General features: G+C 67.9%; 14 protein-coding genes and 1 tRNA gene. 6 read left to right on the plus strand and 9 right to left on the minus strand.

Annotation, left to right across the window (positions count from 1 at the left end):
* Nucleotides 1-127 precede the first annotated feature (127 nt).
* The 4 genes from DC347_RS05710 (at nucleotide 128) to DC347_RS05725 (ending at nucleotide 3,862) form a co-directional block, all read left to right on the plus strand.
* Nucleotides 128-1,102, plus strand: a complete 975-nt coding sequence (locus DC347_RS05710) for a hypothetical protein (protein ID WP_109044730.1) — start codon at nucleotides 128-130, stop codon at nucleotides 1,100-1,102.
* Between the two features lie 181 nt (nucleotides 1,103-1,283).
* The gene (locus DC347_RS05715; RefSeq protein WP_109044731.1) at nucleotides 1,284-2,684 is read left to right on the plus strand and encodes a glutamate decarboxylase; all 1,401 of its coding nucleotides are present in this window, start codon (nucleotides 1,284-1,286) and stop codon (nucleotides 2,682-2,684) included.
* Nucleotides 2,685-2,702: 18 nt separating this feature from the next.
* Nucleotides 2,703-3,572 (plus strand): class II glutamine amidotransferase, encoded by an 870-nt coding sequence (locus DC347_RS05720; RefSeq protein ID WP_109044732.1) that lies wholly within the window; start codon nucleotides 2,703-2,705, stop codon nucleotides 3,570-3,572.
* Nucleotides 3,573-3,676: 104 nt separating this feature from the next.
* Nucleotides 3,677-3,862: a hypothetical protein gene (locus DC347_RS05725; RefSeq protein ID WP_109044783.1), complete on the plus strand. Its 186-nt coding sequence runs from the start codon at nucleotides 3,677-3,679 to the stop codon at nucleotides 3,860-3,862.
* Between the two features lie 180 nt (nucleotides 3,863-4,042).
* Here the strand turns inward: DC347_RS05725 and DC347_RS05730 are convergent, their stop codons facing one another.
* From DC347_RS05730 to DC347_RS05770, 9 genes are all read right to left on the minus strand, one after another.
* Nucleotides 4,043-4,888 (minus strand): aldo/keto reductase, encoded by an 846-nt coding sequence (locus DC347_RS05730; RefSeq protein WP_109044733.1) that lies wholly within the window; start codon nucleotides 4,886-4,888, stop codon nucleotides 4,043-4,045.
* Between the two features lie 117 nt (nucleotides 4,889-5,005).
* Nucleotides 5,006-5,449 carry a hypothetical protein gene (locus DC347_RS05735; RefSeq protein WP_018762369.1) on the minus strand — a complete coding sequence of 148 codons (444 nt, stop codon included), beginning with the start codon at nucleotides 5,447-5,449 and terminating at the stop codon, nucleotides 5,006-5,008.
* A gap of 7 nt (nucleotides 5,450-5,456) precedes the next feature.
* Nucleotides 5,457-6,083 (minus strand): bacterial proteasome activator family protein, encoded by a 627-nt coding sequence (locus DC347_RS05740; RefSeq protein WP_109044734.1) that lies wholly within the window; start codon nucleotides 6,081-6,083, stop codon nucleotides 5,457-5,459.
* A gap of 78 nt (nucleotides 6,084-6,161) precedes the next feature.
* The gene (locus tag DC347_RS05745) at nucleotides 6,162-6,365 is read right to left on the minus strand and encodes a YbdD/YjiX family protein (protein WP_018762371.1); all 204 of its coding nucleotides are present in this window, start codon (nucleotides 6,363-6,365) and stop codon (nucleotides 6,162-6,164) included.
* Entirely contained in the window at nucleotides 6,365-8,662 is a 2,298-nt protein-coding gene (locus tag DC347_RS05750; protein ID WP_109044735.1) for a carbon starvation CstA family protein, read from the minus strand. Before DC347_RS05750 ends, DC347_RS05745 begins: the two co-directional genes overlap by 1 nt.
* 177 nt (nucleotides 8,663-8,839) lie before the next feature.
* Nucleotides 8,840-11,692 (minus strand): FtsX-like permease family protein, encoded by a 2,853-nt coding sequence (locus DC347_RS05755; RefSeq protein ID WP_109044736.1) that lies wholly within the window; start codon nucleotides 11,690-11,692, stop codon nucleotides 8,840-8,842.
* Nucleotides 11,692-12,429 carry an ABC transporter ATP-binding protein gene (locus tag DC347_RS05760; protein WP_018762374.1) on the minus strand — a complete coding sequence of 246 codons (738 nt, stop codon included), beginning with the start codon at nucleotides 12,427-12,429 and terminating at the stop codon, nucleotides 11,692-11,694. Before DC347_RS05760 ends, DC347_RS05755 begins: the two co-directional genes overlap by 1 nt.
* Nucleotides 12,426-13,031: a PadR family transcriptional regulator gene (locus tag DC347_RS05765; RefSeq protein WP_018762375.1), complete on the minus strand. Its 606-nt coding sequence runs from the start codon at nucleotides 13,029-13,031 to the stop codon at nucleotides 12,426-12,428. Before DC347_RS05765 ends, DC347_RS05760 begins: the two co-directional genes overlap by 4 nt.
* A 118-nt stretch (nucleotides 13,032-13,149) precedes the next feature.
* Nucleotides 13,150-14,133: an NAD(P)H-quinone oxidoreductase gene (locus DC347_RS05770; RefSeq protein WP_109044737.1), complete on the minus strand. Its 984-nt coding sequence runs from the start codon at nucleotides 14,131-14,133 to the stop codon at nucleotides 13,150-13,152.
* Between the two features lie 109 nt (nucleotides 14,134-14,242).
* Between DC347_RS05770 and DC347_RS05775 the strand changes: the two genes are divergently transcribed.
* Nucleotides 14,243-14,330: transfer RNA gene (locus DC347_RS05775), tRNA-Ser, on the plus strand.
* Between the two features lie 421 nt (nucleotides 14,331-14,751).
* Nucleotides 14,752-19,269 (plus strand): ExeM/NucH family extracellular endonuclease, encoded by a 4,518-nt coding sequence (locus DC347_RS05780; RefSeq protein WP_109044738.1) that lies wholly within the window; start codon nucleotides 14,752-14,754, stop codon nucleotides 19,267-19,269.
* Nucleotides 19,270-19,295 lie beyond the last annotated feature (26 nt).

Here is a 19,295-nt window from a genome sequence, read left to right on the forward strand (position 1 = left end):
CGAGCAACATACCCCTCCCCGCCTACGAGTAACAGGGACTCCGGGCACGGGCCTCCGGAAGGACGCGGCCGGCCGACCAGCCCGGGAGCGCCCAGGACCTTCAGGAGCCGGCACCTAAGATGGCGGCATGGAAGACGAACCCCTGGCGGACATTGCGGACAGGCTCTACGCCGGGGACCTCGACGGTTTCATTGCGGCCCGCGCTGCCGCGGCCAAGGAGGCTGCGGGGCAGGACAAAAAGTTGGCTGCGGCGGTCCGGGCGCTGGCGAAACCGTCCGTGGCCGCGTGGGCGGTTAATATGCTGGCCCGGCAACGGCCTGGCGTCCTGGCTGACCTGGCCGTCCTTGGGGAAAGGATGCGCTCAGCGCAGGAATCGCTGGATGCCGGCGCCCTCCGTGCGCTGGCACGCGAGCGCCGCACCCTGCTGGCTGCCGCCGTCGACACCGCACGGACCGTCGCTGCGGAGCAGGGGCGCCCCATCAGCGGCCCCATGGCCGCGGACGTGGAGGAGACCCTGCGGGCGCTGACCGCAGACGAAGGAGCAGCCGCGGCCGTTGCGAGCGGCCGCCTGCTGAAGGCCCTGACCGCCGATGGCGTCAACCAGGTGGACCTGGCCGGAGCGGTGGCGCTGCCCGGAATGCTGCCCGCAGTGCCGTCTTCCCCCAGGCCATCGCCGTCCCCGGCTGCACCGGACACAACGGCAGCAAAGACGCGGACGACGCCGCAACGCACCTCCCAGCCCAAGCCCGCCAAACCCCGCCTTGAGGCCGTGCGCCAAACTCCCCGGCCGGCGTCGCCCCCGGCGCTGGAACGGGCCAAGGCTGCCCATGCCCAGGCCAGGGCCGCCGAGGAAGAAGCCGTCCGGCGTTCGGCGGACCTGCAGGCGGAGGCCGAGGAGGCACGAACCGAGATCGCGGAACTGCGCCAGGAGACGGCCCTGCTCCGGGAGAGGCTGAAGGCCGCCGAGGAACGGCTGGAGATGGTCCGCAGGAAACTGTCCGGCATGGACGCCGAAGCCAAGCAGGCGGCCCGAGCCGCCGACAAGGCGCGCCGTGCCGCCATGCTGGCGCATGAACGCGTGCTGCGCCTGGGCAGCAACTGACCAGGAGGCACCCAGAGCCGTTGCCGGTCATCAACTGTGGATCACGGCCCCGCCTCCGGAATGGTCTGGTTCGCACCGCTTGGACGACATGCGCCCGCGGGGACAGCCGCGGCGGGCGTTCCTTTGTAACGTGGACACCAGCCGCACAGCCCGGCGTTCACGAGCTTGAAGGAACCCTGCAATGACAAGGTCACACCGGACACCGAAGCATGAGCCCGAAACAAGCGTTGAGCTGAACCCATTGTTCAGCCGGGCGGGTGAATCCACCCTCTTCCCCCGTTTCACGATGCCCGAGGGCGAATCCCTGCCCTCCACCGCCTACCAGGTGGTCCACGACGAGGCAATGCTGGACGGCAACTCGCGGCTGAACCTGGCAACGTTCGTGGGGACGTGGATGGAACGCGAGGCCTCACAGCTCTACGCGGAAACCTTCGACAAGAACATGATCGACAAGGACGAGTACCCGCAGACGGCGCTCATCGAGACCCGGTGCTGGCGGATGCTTGCGGACCTGTGGAACGCGCCGGATCCGGCGAAGACCGTGGGTACCTCCACCATCGGTTCCTCCGAGGCGTGCATGCTCGGCGGCCTGGCCCTGAAGCGCCGGTGGCAGCATCGTCGGCGCGCAGCCGGACAGCCGACGGACAAACCCAACATCGTGCTCAGTTCAGCCGTCCAGGTGTGCTGGGAAAAGTTCTGCAACTACTGGGAAGTGGAAGCGCGCTTCGTTCCCGTGTCAGCGGAACACCCCAAGCTGGACGGCCATGACCTGGAGCGGTACGTGGACGAGAACACCATTGGGGTGGTGGCCATCATGGGCGTCACGTACACAGGGGCCTACGAGTCCGTGGCGGGAATCTCCGCGGCCTTGGACGCCATCCAGGCAAACCGCGGCCTGGACATCCCCATCCATGTCGACGGTGCATCCGGGGCCATGATCGCGCCCTTCCTGCAGCCGGAGCTTGACTGGGATTTCCGGCTCCCCCGCGTAGCCTCCATCAACACCTCCGGCCACAAATACGGGCTGGTGTATCCGGGCCTCGGCTGGATCGTGTGGCGGGACGAGGAAGCGCTGCCCGAGGACCTCATCTTCCATGTCAGCTACTTGGGCGGGGACATGCCCACCTTCGCCTTGAACTTTTCCCGGCCCGGCGCCCAGGTGCTTCTGCAGTACTACCTGTTCCTTCGGCTTGGCTTCGCCGGCTACAAGTCCGTGCAGGCGACCTCCCGCGACGTCGCGCTCTACCTCTCCCGGGAGATCGGCGCCATGGAAGCTTTCACCCTGTGGAGTGACGGCTCCGACATCCCGGTCTTCGCCTGGCAACTCGCCGAAGGCCACACCAAGAACTGGAACCTCCACCACCTGTCCGAGCGGCTCAGGATGAACGGATGGCTTGTCCCGGCCTACCCGCTGCCCGAGGGACTCAGCGACACCACCGTGCAACGGATCGTGGTCCGCAACGGCTTCACCCGCGACCTCGCCGCCAGCTTCCTGGACGACCTCAAGAAAGAAGTCGCCTACCTGGACGCACTGACTTCGCCCATGCCCTCGGAGGGGCAGACGCCCGCCTTCCACCACTAGCAACCGGGAGCACGAGCCATGTGCCGATTGTTCGGGCTGCATGCCGGTCCGCGGACCGTCCGGGCGACATTTTGGCTGCTGGACGCCCCGGACAGCCTCACTGAACAAAGCCGGCGGGAGCCCGATGGTGCGGGCATCGGGACCTTCGACGCGGATGGCCGGGCCAGGCTGAGCAAACGGCCACTGGCAGCCTGGGAAGACCATGCGTTTGCCCGCGAAGCCCGGGAGCTGCGGAGCACCACGTTCCTGGCCCATGTCAGGTACGCGAGCACCGGTGCACGCACCGTGGCCAACACGCACCCGTTCGTGCAGGATGGGCGGCTCTTCGCCCACAACGGCGCCTTCACCGGCCTCGACCGCCTTGACCGCCACCTCGCCAGACTCGGCGTTGCGGACCTGGTGCGGGGCCAAACGGACAGTGAGCGGCTGTTCGCCCTCATCACGGCGCATGCCCGCACGTCAGGCGGCGACATCGGGCAAAGCATCCTCCGGGCCGTCGAGTGGATCTCGGCGGAGTTGCCCGTCTACAGCCTGAACCTCATCCTCACCACTGCCACCGACCTCTGGGCGCTCCGGTACCCGGCCAGCCACGAGTTGTACGTCCTGGAGCGGAACCCGGCCGCCGAACCGGCCCCGGCTGCACCGCTGGATGCCCGAAGCCGGCGGATCCATTCCCGGAGCACCGATCTGTCAGTGTCTCCGCACGTCGTCTTGGCCACCGAACCGATGGACCACAATCCGCGCTGGCGGGCCATGGGGCCCGGAGAGCTGCTCCATGTGGGCCCGTCGCTGGCGGTAACCTCCACTTTCCCGCTCCCGGTGGATCCTGCACACCTGCTGACCCTGGCCGACCTTGAACCAGCAGCTGCAGCGTCCCAAAAGCCGTGATGGCCGCCGGCGCCCAGGCCTGGACGCTCCCCCGGTTCCGGGCCGGATGGCAACACGCGGGCCGGATTCCAAAGAATGTCAGACCCCGGTTGCACACTGGATTCATGGAGAACCAAGCCGTACAGGAATTTCACGTCACCTACTACGACGCTGATTGCGGCCGTGCCCGCGCCGAGGTCTTCGACACCCTGGTGGAAGCCGAGCGTTTTGCCAGCAGGCAGTGCACGGGCGAGGACAGCTGGGCCGTGGTGGATGCCGTCACCGTGGAGCACGTCAGAATCGCTGCCTGACCGCCTGGCAGCGGGAACACGCAATGCAGTGATCCCGGGACCGGACCGCCGGCCGCGTTAAAGGCGTCAGCCCATGCGGCCTGGCGGTTGCCGGCAGCATGGGCTGACGTTGGAGTGGCGGGAGTCCACCGGCCGGGTGTGGCCGTGGGCCGCCGTCGCGGGTCTGTGGAACCCGCGGGCTTACTGGAAGTCGGAAACGGCGGGATCCGGTCCGATGCGGCCCTCGCCGCGGTCAGTCCGGTCCAGTGCGTTGATTGCCTCGACGTCGTCGGCGTCCAGGGAGACCTCAAGGGCTGCGAAGTTCTCCTTGATGCGGGACTCGGTCACCGACTTGGGGATGACCACATTGCCGATCGCGAGGTGCCAGGCGATGACAACCTGCGCCGGGGTGGCCTGGTGCTTGGCCGCGATGGACGCCACGGCAGGGTCCTCCAGCAGCTCGCCGCCCTGGCCCAGCGGGGACCACGCCTGGGTCAGGATGCCCTTGTCGGCACCAAACGCCCTCAGCTCACGCTGGCTGAAGTACGGGTGAAGCTCGATCTGGTGAATGGCCGGAACCACTCCGGTTTCGTCGATAAGGCGCTGCAGGCCTTCGGCCGTGAAGTTGGAGACACCGATGGACTTGACCCGGCCGCGCTTCTGCAGCTCGATCAGCGCTTTCCAGGTATCGACGTACTTGTCCTGCTTGGGCTGCATCCAGTGGATGAGGTACAGGTCCAGGGTGTCCAGGCCAAGGCGGTCCATGGACTCCTCGAAGGCGGCGAGGGTCGACTCGTATCCCTGGTCCGCGTTCCACAGCTTGGTGGTAATGAAGATCTGCTCGGGCGAGAGGCCTGAGCTGGCGATGGCGCGGCCCACGCCTGCCTCGTTGCCGTAAATTTTTGCCGTATCGATGTGGCGGAAGCCGGCTTCGAAGGCCTGGCGGACAACCTTTTCAGCCACATCGTCCTCAACCTGCCACACACCGTAGCCGAGCTGGGGGATCGTGTTTCCGTCGTTGAAAGTCAAGGTAGGTGAAAGAGTCATAGGTTCATCCTGCCAAAGCCGCAGGCCCACACGGCCCTTTTTCCCGCCCTGTCAGCCAGACGCGTAACGGCAATATTCGTTCGTCTGACCGGGAATAATTTCGTGCCCAGGGCGGGACTATTCCCCGCGGAGCCGGCGTTCGGCGTCGTCAACCTGCTCGTGGACCGCCTCAGCCCGGCGACGGACGGACGCCGCCCCAACCGGCACCGGCCCCACGGCGAGCCGAAGCATGGCTGCCGCCTCCGCGGTGGTGGCCAGCGAGTTGCCCGCCTTGGACAAGGCGCGGTGCACATCCGCCAGTTCAGCCGGGATGTCCAGGCCATCACTGGGCGAACGGCGCTGGGCCTCCATGCACACTGCCCTGACCCGCTGCAGCAGGGCCGCGAGCTCGTTGGCAATCTCTACCAGTTCGCCGTACAGCTGGTCATCCTCCACCCCTTCGAGCACCTGGTGGAAGCGGTCCAAACCCCGGTGGAAGCGGTCGTGCGCGCGGCGCCACAACCCCTTGCCAAGTTCGGCATCATCTTTGCGCCCCTGCCTGGCGGCGCTGAAAAAGCCCAAGCGCAGCCTACAAGTACTGCCCGGGACCGTGGTCCGGGTCTTCACGCTGGTTGGGCGTGCCCTGCGCCGGCGGCCGTGCCCCGGCCGGTGCCCGCTGGGGCTCCCCGTTTTCACCGATGACGACGCCGGGCGCAATCATGGTGCCCGGCGGCAGCTGGCGAAGCTGCAGCTGTGCCGCAGCGTGTTCCCGGGCAGCGTTCTGTGCCGCGATGGCCGTCTGGATGCCATGGAACAGGCCCTCCAGCCAGCCCACCAGCTGGGCCTGGGCGATCCGGAGTTCAGCATCCGACGGGGTGGCATTGTCGGAGAACGGCAGGTTGATCCTGTCCAGTTCAGCCACCAGTTCGGGGGCGAGGCCGTCCTCGAGTTCCTTGATGGAACGCTTGTGGATGGCTGCCAGCCGGCCCCTCGCGGCGTCGTCCAGAGGTGCGGACTTTACCTCTTCCAGCAGCTGCCTGATCATGGTGCCGATCCGCATCACCTTGGCCGGCTCGTCAACGAGGTCGTGCAGGCTGCTGCGCTGCGGCCTTCCGTCCGTTGCCCGCGGAGCCTGGAGCGGCGACGGGTCGTCCTCGACGGGGGTGCCTTCTACCGGGAGGTCCTCAGCTGCCTGAGTGTCATTGGGATCGCTCATGCGTTCATACTCTCATGCGCCATCGGGCCCCGGGACACTCCCTGAACGCCTCCGGGGCCTTGTCCGCTGCGGGCTCAATCAGCAGCACCGGCCCTGCGGGTTGCGGTCCTGGCGGTCCGTGCGGTCCCGCCAGAATTCCCGCTCACCCAGGGGTGGTTCCTGGTGCCCGGAGGCCTTGTGGTGCTCCAGGTACTTGGCGTAGGCATCCGCACCCATGACACCACCCAGGTACCGCGCAAACCCGCGGAAGCCATTCGTAACCGCCGTGATTCCGGCGCTCATCAGTGTCCGCCCCGCCCAAGGCGGGCGTCGGCGGGCACCTTGTCCCACTCCGCGCCCAGCGCGCGCTCGGCGGCTGTTGGTACCAATCCGGCGGGGGCGAACACCCTGGAGGGCACGGCGGGGTCTTCGTTGTCCGTGGTGGCAGTCTCGGACGCCCGGTCCCGGAACGCCTTGGCTGTAGCCAGTACCGCCGTCGCGATCACGATGATGCTCAGCAGGACGAAAATGACTGACAGCCACCCTTGGATGGCGGTGTTTCGGACCACGGCCTCCATGGCTGCCACGGACTTGGCCGTGCCGAACTCCGTCTTGCCGTCGGCCAACGCCTTGCTGAACGCAGCGTTGTTGGCGAAGTACCCCACGGCCGGGACGGGCGAGAAGATCTTCTGGTAGCTGGCCGTAACGGTGACCACCGCGGCGAAGGCCAGCGGCAGGGCAACGATCCAGAGGTACTTGAAGGTGCCGCGTTTGGCGACGATGGCCAGGCAGACAGCCAGCGCAATGGCCGCCAGGAGCTGGTTGGCGATGCCGAACAGCGGGAACAGGGTGTTGATGCCGCCGAGCGGATCGGTAACGCCCATCAGCAGCACGGCACCCCACGCGGCGACCATGACGGCGGTGCAGAGCCAGGCACCCGGGCGCCACGAAGCCTCCTTGAATTTGGGGACGAAGTTTCCGACTGAGTCCTGCAGCATGAACCGGGCCACGCGGGTGCCGGCATCCACGGCGGTGAGGATGAAGAGCGCCTCGAACATGATGGCGAAGTGGTACCAGAAGGCCATCATGGCCGTCCCGCCCACGAACTGGTGCATGATGTGCGCCAGCCCCACGGCCAGGGTGGGTGCACCGCCGGTGCGGGAGACGATGCTTTGTTCGCCCACGTTGGCGGCGGTTTCGCTCAGCAGCCCGGGGGTGATGTTCACCCCGCTCAGGCCCAGGCTGTTGACCCAGGCCGCTGCGGTTTCCACGGTGCCGCCGGTCAGTGCCGCGGGTGCATTCATAGCGAAGTAGAGGCCGCGGTCGATCGAGATGGCTGCCACGAGCGCCATGATGGCCACGAAGGATTCCATCAGCATTCCGCCGTAACCGATGTACCGGGTTTGCCGTTCCTTTTCCACCAGTTTGGGGGTGGTGCCCGAGGAGATCAGGGCATGGAAACCGGACAACGCACCGCAGGCGATGGTGACGAACAGGAAGGGGAACAGCGCACCGGAGAAGACCGGCCCGTTCTCGCGGCCGGCGAACTCGCTGAAGGCAGGGACGGTGATTTCCGGGCGGACCACCACGATGGCCAGCGCGAGCATCACGATCACGCCGATCTTCATGAACGTGGAGAGGTAGTCGCGTGGAGCCAGCAGCAGCCAGACCGGCAGGATCGCGGCGATGAAGCCGTAAATGATGAGGCCCCAGGCGATGGTCACCTTGTCCAGGTGGAACACGGCGGCGCCCCATTCGGTGTGCGCGACCATGCCGCCGCCGATGATGGCGGCCATCAGCAGGACGAAGCCGATGATGGAGACCTCCATCACCTTGCCGGGCCGGAGGTAGCGCAGGTACACGCCCATGAACAGGGCGATGGGGATGGTCATGCCCACGGAGAAGACGCCCCACGGGCTTTCGCCCAGGGCATTGACGACGACGAGTGCCAGGATGGCCACGATGATCACCATGATGAGCAGGGTGGCAATGAGGGCGGCGGTGCCGCCGATGACGCCGAGTTCCTCGCGGGCCATCTGGCCAAGGGACCGGCCGCCGCGGCGCATGGAGAAGAACATCACCAGGTAGTCCTGGACCGCGCCGGCGAAGACGACGCCGACGATGATCCAGATGGTGCCGGGCAGGTAGCCCATCTGGGCCGCGATGACCGGGCCCACCAACGGCCCGGCGCCTGCGATGGCGGCGAAGTGGTGGCCGAAGAGCACGTTGCGGTCGGTCCGGACGTAGTCCTTGCCGTCGGCCTTGTACTCTGCCGGGGTGGCGCGGCGGTCGTCAGGCTTGGTGATGTAGCGTTCGATCACCTTGGAGTAGAAGCGGTAGCCGATCAGGTAGGTGCAGACGGAGGCGAACACGAACCAGATGGCGTTGACGGTTTCCCCGCGGACCACCGCCAGCATGAACCAGGCGACACCGCCCAGCAGGGCGATCGCCGCCCAGAGCGCGATCTTTCCCGGCGTCCATTTCCGGTCTTCGGCTTCGAGCGTTGCCTGGTCCACGGCGGGCGGGGGAAGGTCCGGGTCCGTCGCCAGCCCGCCCTCCGCCCGGGATCCGTTGTTCCGCTGGTCCGGTATTCCGGCCATGTCTCCTCCTTGAGAGTGTTCCCGCTTCTGCTAACCGGCACCCTACCAAGGCTCCGTCGGGCAGGAACGGCGGTGCGCGGCGCGCCTTGGGGCTGTGCGGTGAGCGGCGGCGAACCGGCGACGAACGAGCGGGAAACATGTGCCGGAAACGGGGTGGGCGGCTGCCGGCTCCGGTTCCTAACCCACGCTGCGCCGGGACATGGGCAGCCTGGCACGGGTGAGGGCCCACGCGAGCGCCGCCCCCGTCAACGGCACCGCCGCCACGAGGACGGACAGGTGCAGCCACGGGACTTCGACGGCGGTCCGCAGGTCCGTGGAGAGCGCCAGGAGGACGGCGGGCACGGTTCCAGCCAGTGTTCCCAGCACCACCCCGACGCCGCTGGTGAACAGTGCTTGGGACCCGGCCAGCGTCTTCCGCAACCGGGGCGCGGCGCCCACCCCGGCCAGCGTGGCATGGTCTGCGCGGGCGTCCGCCATTGACAGGCCGGTGGTGATCCCCGCAGCGCTGAAGGTGATGAGCGCACTGACGGCGACAATGACCCAGGTGGTCCACTGGCTGCCCTGGGAGATGCCCGGTTCAGCCCGGAAGGTCATGCCCGGCAGCCCGTAGACCGATGCCGCCGCGGCGGACGCCGCATCCGTTTCCGCCTCCGACGGGGCGCCGGCCAACTGGACCAGCAGGGCCGCTGGTTCCGGGTGCAAATCGAGCCGCTGCGCCGTGGCGGGTGACACGATGCCGTAATAGGGGACGGGAACCACCGGCTCGAGCACTGCCGCCGCGAGCGGCGTGCTGCTGACCGTGGACGGGACCGTGCCGGGCCCTTGTACCGCCGCCTCATGCGTCCGCACGTCCTGTGCCTGGAGCAGCACGTGTCCGCCGCTGACGAAAACCGGGTTGGTCACCACCATCCCGCCGGCGTTCAGCACGGCCAGGGCCTCTGGGGTGGCGTCCCGGCCGAGCACGGCGCGAATATCCTTTTCGCCGCCCACCAGCACCGTCCCGTCGTAGGACGACCGAAGGGCCATCGAGCCGCGGCACCGCCAATCACCCGGATCCGCCAGCCGCCCCTGCGGCGTTCGCGGACACGCGTTGGCCTCTGGCAGGGCCAGCGAATACTGCAGGCAGTTGGACGAGGACGTCCGGGCCGGCAGCCCGGGGCCGGCCTGGCCGTCCATGCAGGTGCGGGTGCTTTCCGGGGCGGTGATGGGGTGGCTCCATTCCACCGTGCCCAAAGCCCCGGCCACGGCAGCGGAAAGTGCGGACGCGTCCACGTGCACAGGCGGTTGCCTGCTGCCGCCACCCGTCGGCGGATCCACCACCAGGGGAAGCGACGCCTGGTTCTCCAGGCCTCCCCACCAGTGCGATTGCCGCATCCCGGCTTGTTGGCTGGCCGAGAGCACCATGGCGGCGCTGGCCAGCGCCGCTGCTGCAAGTACTGCGGCGACGGCGGGAACGCTCCGCCCCCGGTTCCTGGCCGAGTCCCGTGCCGCCATCCGGAGGGACAGGGTCATCCACTGCGTGCGGGAGGTGAGGCGGAGGACCAGCCAGCCGGTGACCATGACCAGGCCGGCAACGCCAAGCACGGCGCCGAGGATCAGGATCGTGACCACCAGGGGCAGCTCCGCGGCCCGCTGGTCGGGATCTGAGGTGGGCGTGCCCAGGACCCAGCCTGCCAGCAGGAGGACCGCCGCAGCCACCAGGGCCACGGCACCTGCAACAGTGGACCGCCGCGCCGTCGGAGCCGGTGCCCGCCCCGATTTCAACGCGCCAAATACCGCCTGGCGTGACACCTGCCGGGCCGGCACCAGGGCTGCAATAACGCAGGCCACCAGGCCCATGGCCGCGGCGGTCAAGGTCATGGGGACGTCCGGGTGCACGCCCGCCAGCCGGACGGATCCGGCCAGTCGGACCAGATGGACGACGACGGCAGCGCCTCCCAGCCCCACCGCGGCCCCCGCGGCAACAGCGATGCCGCCAAGCCACAGTCCGCCTGCGGTGACTACCGCGCGGATGGTGGGGCTTTCCGCCCCGGATGATGCCAGGAGTGCCAACTCCCGCACCTGCTGCTTGGCTCCCACGGCGAACGCGGCGCCGGCCAGCAGGCCAACTTCCAGGAGTGCGAGCGCGCCCACCAGGCCGAAGGTGGCGTAGACGGCCATCAGTGCCGAGGAGTCGTTGTGGGGCTGCGAACCCGGGACGACGCGCTGTTCGAGGGGCGGCGGGTCCAGGACCACGCTGCGGGACAGCACGGCCACGCCTTTGCTGTTGGCGTCCTTGATGTAGTCCCAGGTCACGGGCTCGGGCCCTACCAGGTAGTACGACACCGACAGATGGGTCTGCGGTCCGGCGGCAAGATTCGAGGGCACCTGGCGGGACTGCAGGTACAGGAAGCTGTTGCCGTCCGAGGCCCCGGCATCGCGAATGGTGCCGACGGGCACGAAGGTTCCTGCCGACGTCGTGATTTCCTGGCCGAAGGCGAGGTTGAAGCGGGCCATGAGCCCGGGTGAGGCGAGGACCTCCGCCGCGCCGTGCGGGGGCCGTCCGTCCAGGAGCGTGAACTTGCCGGCAAAGGCAGGATTGAGTGCGTCCACTTCCCTGCCCTGCAGTGCTACCAGGGCTTCCCCAACCCCTGTGGTCAGCTGCAGCTGGCGCTGTGGCAGGACCTGGTAGCCGGCCGGCAGGACATCGCGGGGGTCGGCCGGCTTGAAGTCCGGGTCGTAGCGGCCGGTACTGGAAGCCACCATGGCATCGTTCAGCGGGTCCTGGAGCGAGTCGGCGCCGGGAACCGGGAGGGCGCTGAACCGGGCCTGCGTTCGGCCGAGTTCGTAGTCCACGATTTCCGCGGGCGTCCGCTGGGAGCTCTGGTAAAGGGTGGCTGCACCTGTCATCCCGGCCACCGGCACCATGATCAGCAGGATGATCAGCAGGGACCGCCCCTTGTGGCGGGCGATGTCGCGGCGCGCGAGCCGCACGGCAACGCGAAGGCTGCTCCGGCGGCCATGGGGCGCCGGAGCCACGTCCAACGGCATCAGAGTCCGGCCTGGGTGAGGAGCATGGTGGGGTCGTGCATGGCGGTGGCCTGGTCGATGATCCGGCCATCCCTGAGGAAGACCACCCTGTCAGCCCAGGCGGCATGCCGCGCTTCATGGGTGACAAGCATGACGGCGGCACCGGCGTCGGCTCGGGACCGCAGGACCTCCATGACCCCCTGGCCGGTGGTGGAGTCCAGGGCCCCGGTGGGTTCGTCGGCCAGGATCAGCCGCCGTTGGCCCACGATGGCCCGGGCAATGGCCACGCGCTGCTGCTGGCCGCCGGACATCTGGTCCATGTACCGGGAGGCGAGCTCTGGTATCCCCACCTGCCGGAGCGCGTCGGCTGCCTGCCGGCGCGCCTTCCTGGCCGATGTCCCGTCCAGTTCCAGGGGCAGTGCCACGTTCTCCTCGGCCGTCAGCGTGGGAACCAGGTTGAAATCCTGGAACACGTACCCCACTGCGCGGCGGCGCAGCCGGGCCAGCTCGTTCAGGCCCAGCCCCGCCAGGGGCGTGGACTCCACGAAGACAGCGCCCGACGTCGGGCGGTCCAGGCCGCCGGCCAGGGCCAGCAGGGAGGACTTGCCGGAGCCCGAGGGGCCCATGACGGCCACGAACTCCCCCGCGCCGATGGTGAGGTCCACATCGCGAAGCGCGGCGACCGCCGTCGCGCCCGCACCGAAGGTCCTGCCGACTTTGGCGAGCTCAAGGACCTGCTGCGGCCCCTGGACGCTCACCGGCGGGCGTCCGCGTTCAGCGGGGAATCTTCCGTGGCCCCGTTGGATGCCTTCCGGGCAGTGGCCGCCGCGGCGGACTGTGCCTGCTGGACCATCCTGGCCTCGCAGAGGTCCAGCCAGCGGACCTCCGCTTCGGTTTGGAAGATCAGCGAGTCAAGCACCAGCAGCCAGGCGGTGTCCGCCGCGCGCTGGTTCGCCGCGGTGTCGCGGCGGGCCTTGGTGTAATCCTGCAAGGCCCTGATGGATGCCACGCGCTGGGCCTGGATGATGGCCTGGACGTCCACGCCGGGCAGCGTCACGGCGAGCGCGAGCTTGATGGCGAGCTCGTTGCGGGGCGGGTTGCTGCGTTCGACGGGCGCGGCGAACCAGCTGCGGACCTCGGCCTGGCCGGCCGGGGTGATGCTGTAGACGACGTGGCCCTCGCCGTCGTCGCCGTCCTTGGCCACCAGCGCATCACGTTCCAGCCGGTCCAGCGTGGTGTACACCTGCCCGATGTTCAAGGGCCAGGTGGCCCCTGTGCGGTTCTCGAACTCGACCCGCAGCTGGTAGCCGTAGCGCGGCTGGTCCTGCAGCAGGGCGAGGAGGCTGTGGCGTATGGACATTGTGCTCCCCCGGGCTGGCATCTACCGGTATGCACGAGCCCCCAAGACTCGTGCATACCGCGTATGGACCACACTAACGGGCAGAGCACGTTCCTGGCAATACTGAGTATCTAGCTCCCTACATGACCAGAAGGACCTTGCCCACATGGTCCCCACTGTCGAAATAGCTGTGGGCCGCACTGACCTGGTCCAGCGGAAAGGTCTTGGCAACGAGCGGGCGGATCCTGCCATCCACGATCAGCGGCCACACGGCGTCCCGGACGGCACTCATGATGGCCCCCTTCTCCGCCACGGGCCGGGGCCGCAACGCCGTGGCCACCACGGCCGCACGCTTCTTCAACAGCAGCCCCAGGTCCAGCTCCCCCTTGGTGCCGCCCTGCAGGCCGATCACCACCAGCCGGCCGTAGTCGGCCAGGGCATCCACATTCCGGGAAAGGTACTTGGCCCCCACGACGTCCAGGATGACATCGGCACCCTTGCCCTCATTTTGGCGGCGCAGGCTCTCGGGGAAGTCCTCTTCCTTGTAGTTGATGGCGATGTCCGCACCGAGGAACGCCTTGGCGGTGCCCACCTTCTCGTCCGTGCCTGCCGTAGCGGCAACCTTGGCGCCAAACGCCTTGGCCAACTGGATGGCCATGGTGCCGATTCCGCCCGTGGCACCGTGGATCAGGACCGTCTCACCCGGCTGCAACTGCGCTGTCATGACCAGGTTGGAATATACCGTCGCCGCCACCTCGGGCAGCGAGGCCGCAGTGACCAGGTCGACCCCGTCGGGCACGCGCAGCACCTGTTCGGCCGGGACCGCCACCTGCTGGGCGTAACCGCCGCCGGCCAGCAGGGCCACCACCTTGTCCCCCACCGAGAACGGCTTGCTGACGCCGGGGCCGAAACCTGAGATCCGGCCCGATACTTCCAGCCCGGGGATTTCGGAGGCACCGGGAGGCGGCGGATAGAAGCCGCGGCGCTGCTGCACGTCCGCCCGGTTCAAGCCGGCAGCCACCACATCGATCAGCACTTCGCCCTGGCCGGGTACCGGCGCATCCACGTCGCGGACTTCCAGCACTTCCGGGCCGCCCGGTTCTGAGATGTAGACGGCTTTCATGGACCTCTCCCGTTCCTGATTCAAATCCTGGCTGCAACCAGTGTGCACCGGACTCCTGCCCGCGGCCTGTTTTGTTGCAGGCAAGTGCCTATGAAACACTACTAGCTGAGGAAGGTTGTCCGAGCGGCCGAAGGAGCTGGTCTTGAAAACCAGTGTGCGGTAACCCCGTACCAAGAGTTCGAATCTCTTACCTTCCGCAAGGGAACCCCTGGCAGCCGGCACCGGCCGCCAGGGGTTTTTTGCTTTAAGTCCCCGTGCCCGGCCGTGTTGCCGGTACGTAAATTCTTTGGATAAAGCCGCCGCAAACACCTGGACGCAATGCTACTGGCGGGTATCGTTTGTGACTGCCGGCACACCCCCGGGTTGCCGGCGAGCATCACTCCCGCCACCAGCATCTCCGGAACGGGCTTGGGGAAAAGCCCGGGCCGGACGGTGGGGCGCTCCGCTGGGGAACGCCCCACCGAATGCACGCGCCAGCAACCTTGCGTTCATTCAGTGCTGTTGTCATGTGCCTGGACAACCAACAGGCCAGGCACATTCCTGCCCAGTCCGTTCCATGAAGCATGGACGCACCCACCGGACCACCCACCCGGTACTCCTCAATGAAAGTAAGAGCGGATGCATCAAACACCCTGGAAGTCAGCGCTCGGCGCAGCATTGTCAGCGGGGCTCATCGCAGCCCCGCTGGCTGCTGTTCCGGCGGCCGCGGAGGTCTCAGCCGCGGCCGGCACATCCCCCGTTGTCATCAACGAGGCCTACCTGAGCGGCGGCAGCAGCGGCGCCGCGTACAAGAACAAATTCGTGGAACTGTACAACAGCTCCAACGCGCCCGTCTCCCTGGACGGCTGGTCGGTACAGTACCGCTCCGCCACCGGAACGGCCGCTCCCAGCGCAGTCGCCGCATTGTCGGGGTCCATTCCCGCCAAGGGCTACTACCTGGTGCAGGGCGGGAGCAACGGCGCCAATGGTGCAGACCTGCCCGCACCGGACCTCGTGGCCGGGGCGCTCAACTTCGGCGGCAGCGGAGGCACCATTGTGCTCGCCAAGCAGCCCACCGCCGTCGGACTTCCCACCGGGTCCGCGGTGGAGCCCGCAGGCGTGGCCGACCTCCTGGGCTACGGCAGCTCCAACACGTTTGAGACCAAGGCCGCCGCGGCACCCGCTTCCAACACCGACGTGAAGAGCCTGAACCGGACCGGAGGCGCGGACAGCAACAGCAATGCCGCTGACTTCACGCTCAGCGCCGCCATCACCCCCACGTCCTCCGGCGGTACCGCACCGGACCCCACACCGGTCCCGGACCCGGTCGACAAAACCATCGCCGAAATTCAGGGCACCGGCGTCGAAAGCCCGCTGGCCGGAGCCGCCGTCACCACCAAGGGCAAGGTCACCGCGGCCTTTCCCACGGGCGGACTGAACGGCTACTACATCCAGACCCCCGGCACGGGCGGCGACCTGAGCGCCACCAACCACTCCGCCTCCGACGGCATCTTCGTCTTCTCGCCCGCCACGGTGGGATCGGTCCAGGCCGGAGACTATGTCCAGGTCACGGGCACGGTTGCCGAGTACTACGGGATGACCCAGCTGAATGTCACGGCGGCCACCGGCCTCACCAAACTGTCCGAGGCCGCACCCGAGGTCAAGCCCACCGTCTTCACGCTTCCGGCCGGCGAGGCCTTCCGCGAGTCGCTGGAAGGCATGCTGCTGGCACCCCAGGGCCCCATGACCGTCAGTGACAACTACAGCCTGAACCAGTACGGCGAGATCGGCCTGGCCGGCGGCACCACCGCGCTGGAACAGCCCACCGCCGTGGCACCCTACGGCTCGGCAGAGTACGCCGCCGTCGTGGCTGACAACGCCGCCCGCGGCATCAAGCTCGACGACGGGTCCAGCACCAACTTCCTCAAGGACGCCACCACCAAGGCCGAAGTGCTGCCCTACCTCACCACCGCCGATCCGGTCCGGGTGGGCTCACCCGTCAGCTTCACCACCAACGTGGTGCTGGGCTACGCCAACAACTCCTGGAAGTTCCAGCCGCTGACCCACCTGACGGAGGCCAACAAGGCCACCGTCCAGCCGGCCCGCTTCGGCGCCACCCGCACCGAGGCCCCCGCGGCCGTGGGCGGCAACCTGAAGCTCGCCTCCTTCAACGTGCTGAATTACTTCCCCACCACCGGTGACCAAATCGCCGGCTGCAAGTTCTACACCGACCGCGCAGGCAACCCCATCACCGTCAGCGGCGGCTGCAACGTCCGCGGCGCCGCCAACGCCGAGAACTTCAAACGCCAGCAGGACAAGATCGTGGCCGCCATCTCCAAGTCCGGCGCCGACGTCGTCACCCTGATGGAGGTGGAGAACTCCGCACAGTTCGGCAAGAACCGGGACGACGCCCTGGCCAAGCTGGTGGAGGCCCTTAACATCCCCACCCCAGGCATCTGGGACTACGTCCGCACCCCCGCGAACGCACCCCCGCTGGCCGACGAGGACATGATCCGCACAGCGTTCATCTTCAAGAAGGCCGCCGCCGAGCCGGTGGGCGAATCCATCATCCACAACGACACGGTCGCCTTCGCCAGCGCCCGCAAGCCGCTGGCCCAGGTTTTCAAGCCCGTAGGCGCGCCTGATGACAAGAAGTTCATCGCGATCGCGAACCACTTCAAATCCAAGGGCTCGGCAGCCACACCGGACGACACCGACAAGGGCCAGGGAAATTCAAACCTCGCCCGTACCGCCCAGGCGCAGTCCCTGCTGGCCTTCGCCGACGAGCTGCAGAAGTCCAAGACCACCGACAAGGTGTTCCTGATCGGCGACTTCAACTCGTACGGCAAGGAAGACCCGATCAACGTCCTCACCGGCGCAGGGTACGTCAACCAGGACGACAAGGCCAGGAATGCCGACGGCACGGCCAAGCACTCGTACCTCTTCGGCGGCCTGGTGGGCTCCCTGGACCACATCCTCGCCTCCCCGGCGGCCAACGCGGTGGTCACCGGTGCGGACATCTGGAACATCAACTCGGTGGAATCCGTGGCGCTGGAGTACAGCCGCTACAACAACAACGTCACCGACTACTACGCACCAAACCAGTTCCGCGCCAGCGACCACGACCCCGTGGTGGTGGGCCTGGACCTCCCGGCAGCTCCAGCCACCGTTGACCTGAACCTCCTGAACATCAACGACTTCCACGGGAGGATCGATTCCAACACCGTGCAGGTCGCCGGGACCATCGAGAAGCTCCGCGCCGCGGCAGCTCCGGGTGCCACGGCCTTCCTGTCGGCCGGGGACAACATCGGCGCCTCGCTGTTCGCGTCCGCGGTCGCCAAGGACCAGCCCACCATCGATGTCTTGAACGCCTTGGAGCTGAAAACGTCCGCCGTGGGCAACCACGAGTTCGACGGCGGCTGGGCGGACCTGCGCGACCGCGTCATCGCGGGCGGCGCCAACGCGAAGTTCCCCTACCTGGGCGCGAACGTCTACAAGAAGGGCACCACCGAGCCGGTCCTGCCGGAGTACACGGTGCTGGACCTGAACGGCATCAAGGTTGCCGTGATCGGCACCGTCACCCAGGAAGTCCCCTCCCTGGTGACTCCCGCCGGCATCGCCGACCTCGACTTCGGCGACCCGGTGGACGCCATCAACCGGGTGGCCGCCAGGATCACGGCGGAGAAGCTGGCGGACGTGATCATCGTTGAGGACCACGACGGCGCCGGGTCGGGGGTGGCGGAAGGCGCCACGCTGGAGCAGGAAGTGGCAGCCGGCGGGCCTTTCGCCAAGCTGGTCACCGAAACCTCCCCCGAGGTGGATGCGATCTTCACGGGCCACACCCACAAGGAGTACGCCTGGGACGCCCCGGTGCTGGGCGCCGCGGGCAAGACCCGGCCGATCGTGCAGACCGGCAACTACGGTGAGAACGTGGGCCAGATCCAGCTGACCGTGGACACGGCCACCAAGCAGGTGACCGGGTACAAGGCCGGGAACGTCAAGCGCACCACTGACGCCGCCGCCGGCCTGGTCGCTGCCTACCCGCGCGTGGCCGCCGTCGACGCCATCGTCAAGAAGGCCCTTGCGGACGCGTCCGTGGTTGGCAACCAGCCCATCGGCTCGGTCACCAAGGACATCACCACGGCGTTCACCACCGACGCCACCGGTGGTGCCAAGCGCGATGACCGCGGCAGCGAATCCACCCTGGGCAATCTGGTGGCCGACTCCCTGCTCTCTTCCCTGCAGCCGGCCGAGCTTGGCGGTGCGGAGATCGGCGTCGTCAATCCCGGCGGCCTGCGCAACGAGCTGTACTACGCACCGGACGGCACCATCACCTACGCCGAGGCCAATGCGGTCCTGCCGTTCGTGAACAACCTGTGGACCACGTCCCTGACCGGTGCGCAGTTCAAGACGCTGCTCGAACAGCAGTGGCAAACCAACGCCGACGGCACGGTTCCCAGCCGGGCCTACCTGCAGCTGGGCCTGTCAAAGAACGTCAACTACACCTACGACGCCGCCCGCCCGGCCGGTGACCGGATCACGTCAGTGCGGGTGAACGGCGACCTGCTGGACCCGGCCAAGTCCTACCGGGTGGGAACCTTCAGCTTCCTGGCCACCGGCGGAGACAACTTCCGGATCTTCACCGAAGGCACCAACACCCGCGATTCCGGGCTGGTGGACCGGGATGCCTGGATCGGGTACCTCCAGAAGAGCAGCCCGGTGTCCCCCGACTTCGCCCGGCGTTCGGTGGCTGTCACCAACACCACTGCCGACGGGGTCAAGCCGGGAGAGCCCATCACGTTGACGGTCTCCAAGCTTGACCTGACGTCGCTGGGCAGCCCGGTGAACACGGCACTGGCGGCCTCGTTCACGGACTCCGCCGGCACGGTGACCCAGCTGGGCACGGTCCCGGTCGCCGCCGGGGCCGCCGCCGTGAACCTTGCCGTGCCGGCCGGCGCTGCAGCGGGGACGGGCACCCTGGTGCTCACCGCCGTCGAATCCGGCACGGTGGTCAGGACTGCGGTCCTGGTTGCGGCGGACACTCCGTCGCAGCCGGTCTGCGTCCCGCCGGTCAAGCCCACCCGGCCCGCGGACCTTGAGGGCCAGGCGAACTACGGCCAGGCCATGGCCGCGTACCGCGCCTGCCTGCGGGGCTAACACCACTGGATGCGCCATCACTTCCG

It is taken from the genome of Pseudarthrobacter sp. AG30 (genome assembly GCF_003116525.1).
Lineage (GTDB): Bacteria > Actinomycetota > Actinomycetes > Actinomycetales > Micrococcaceae > Arthrobacter.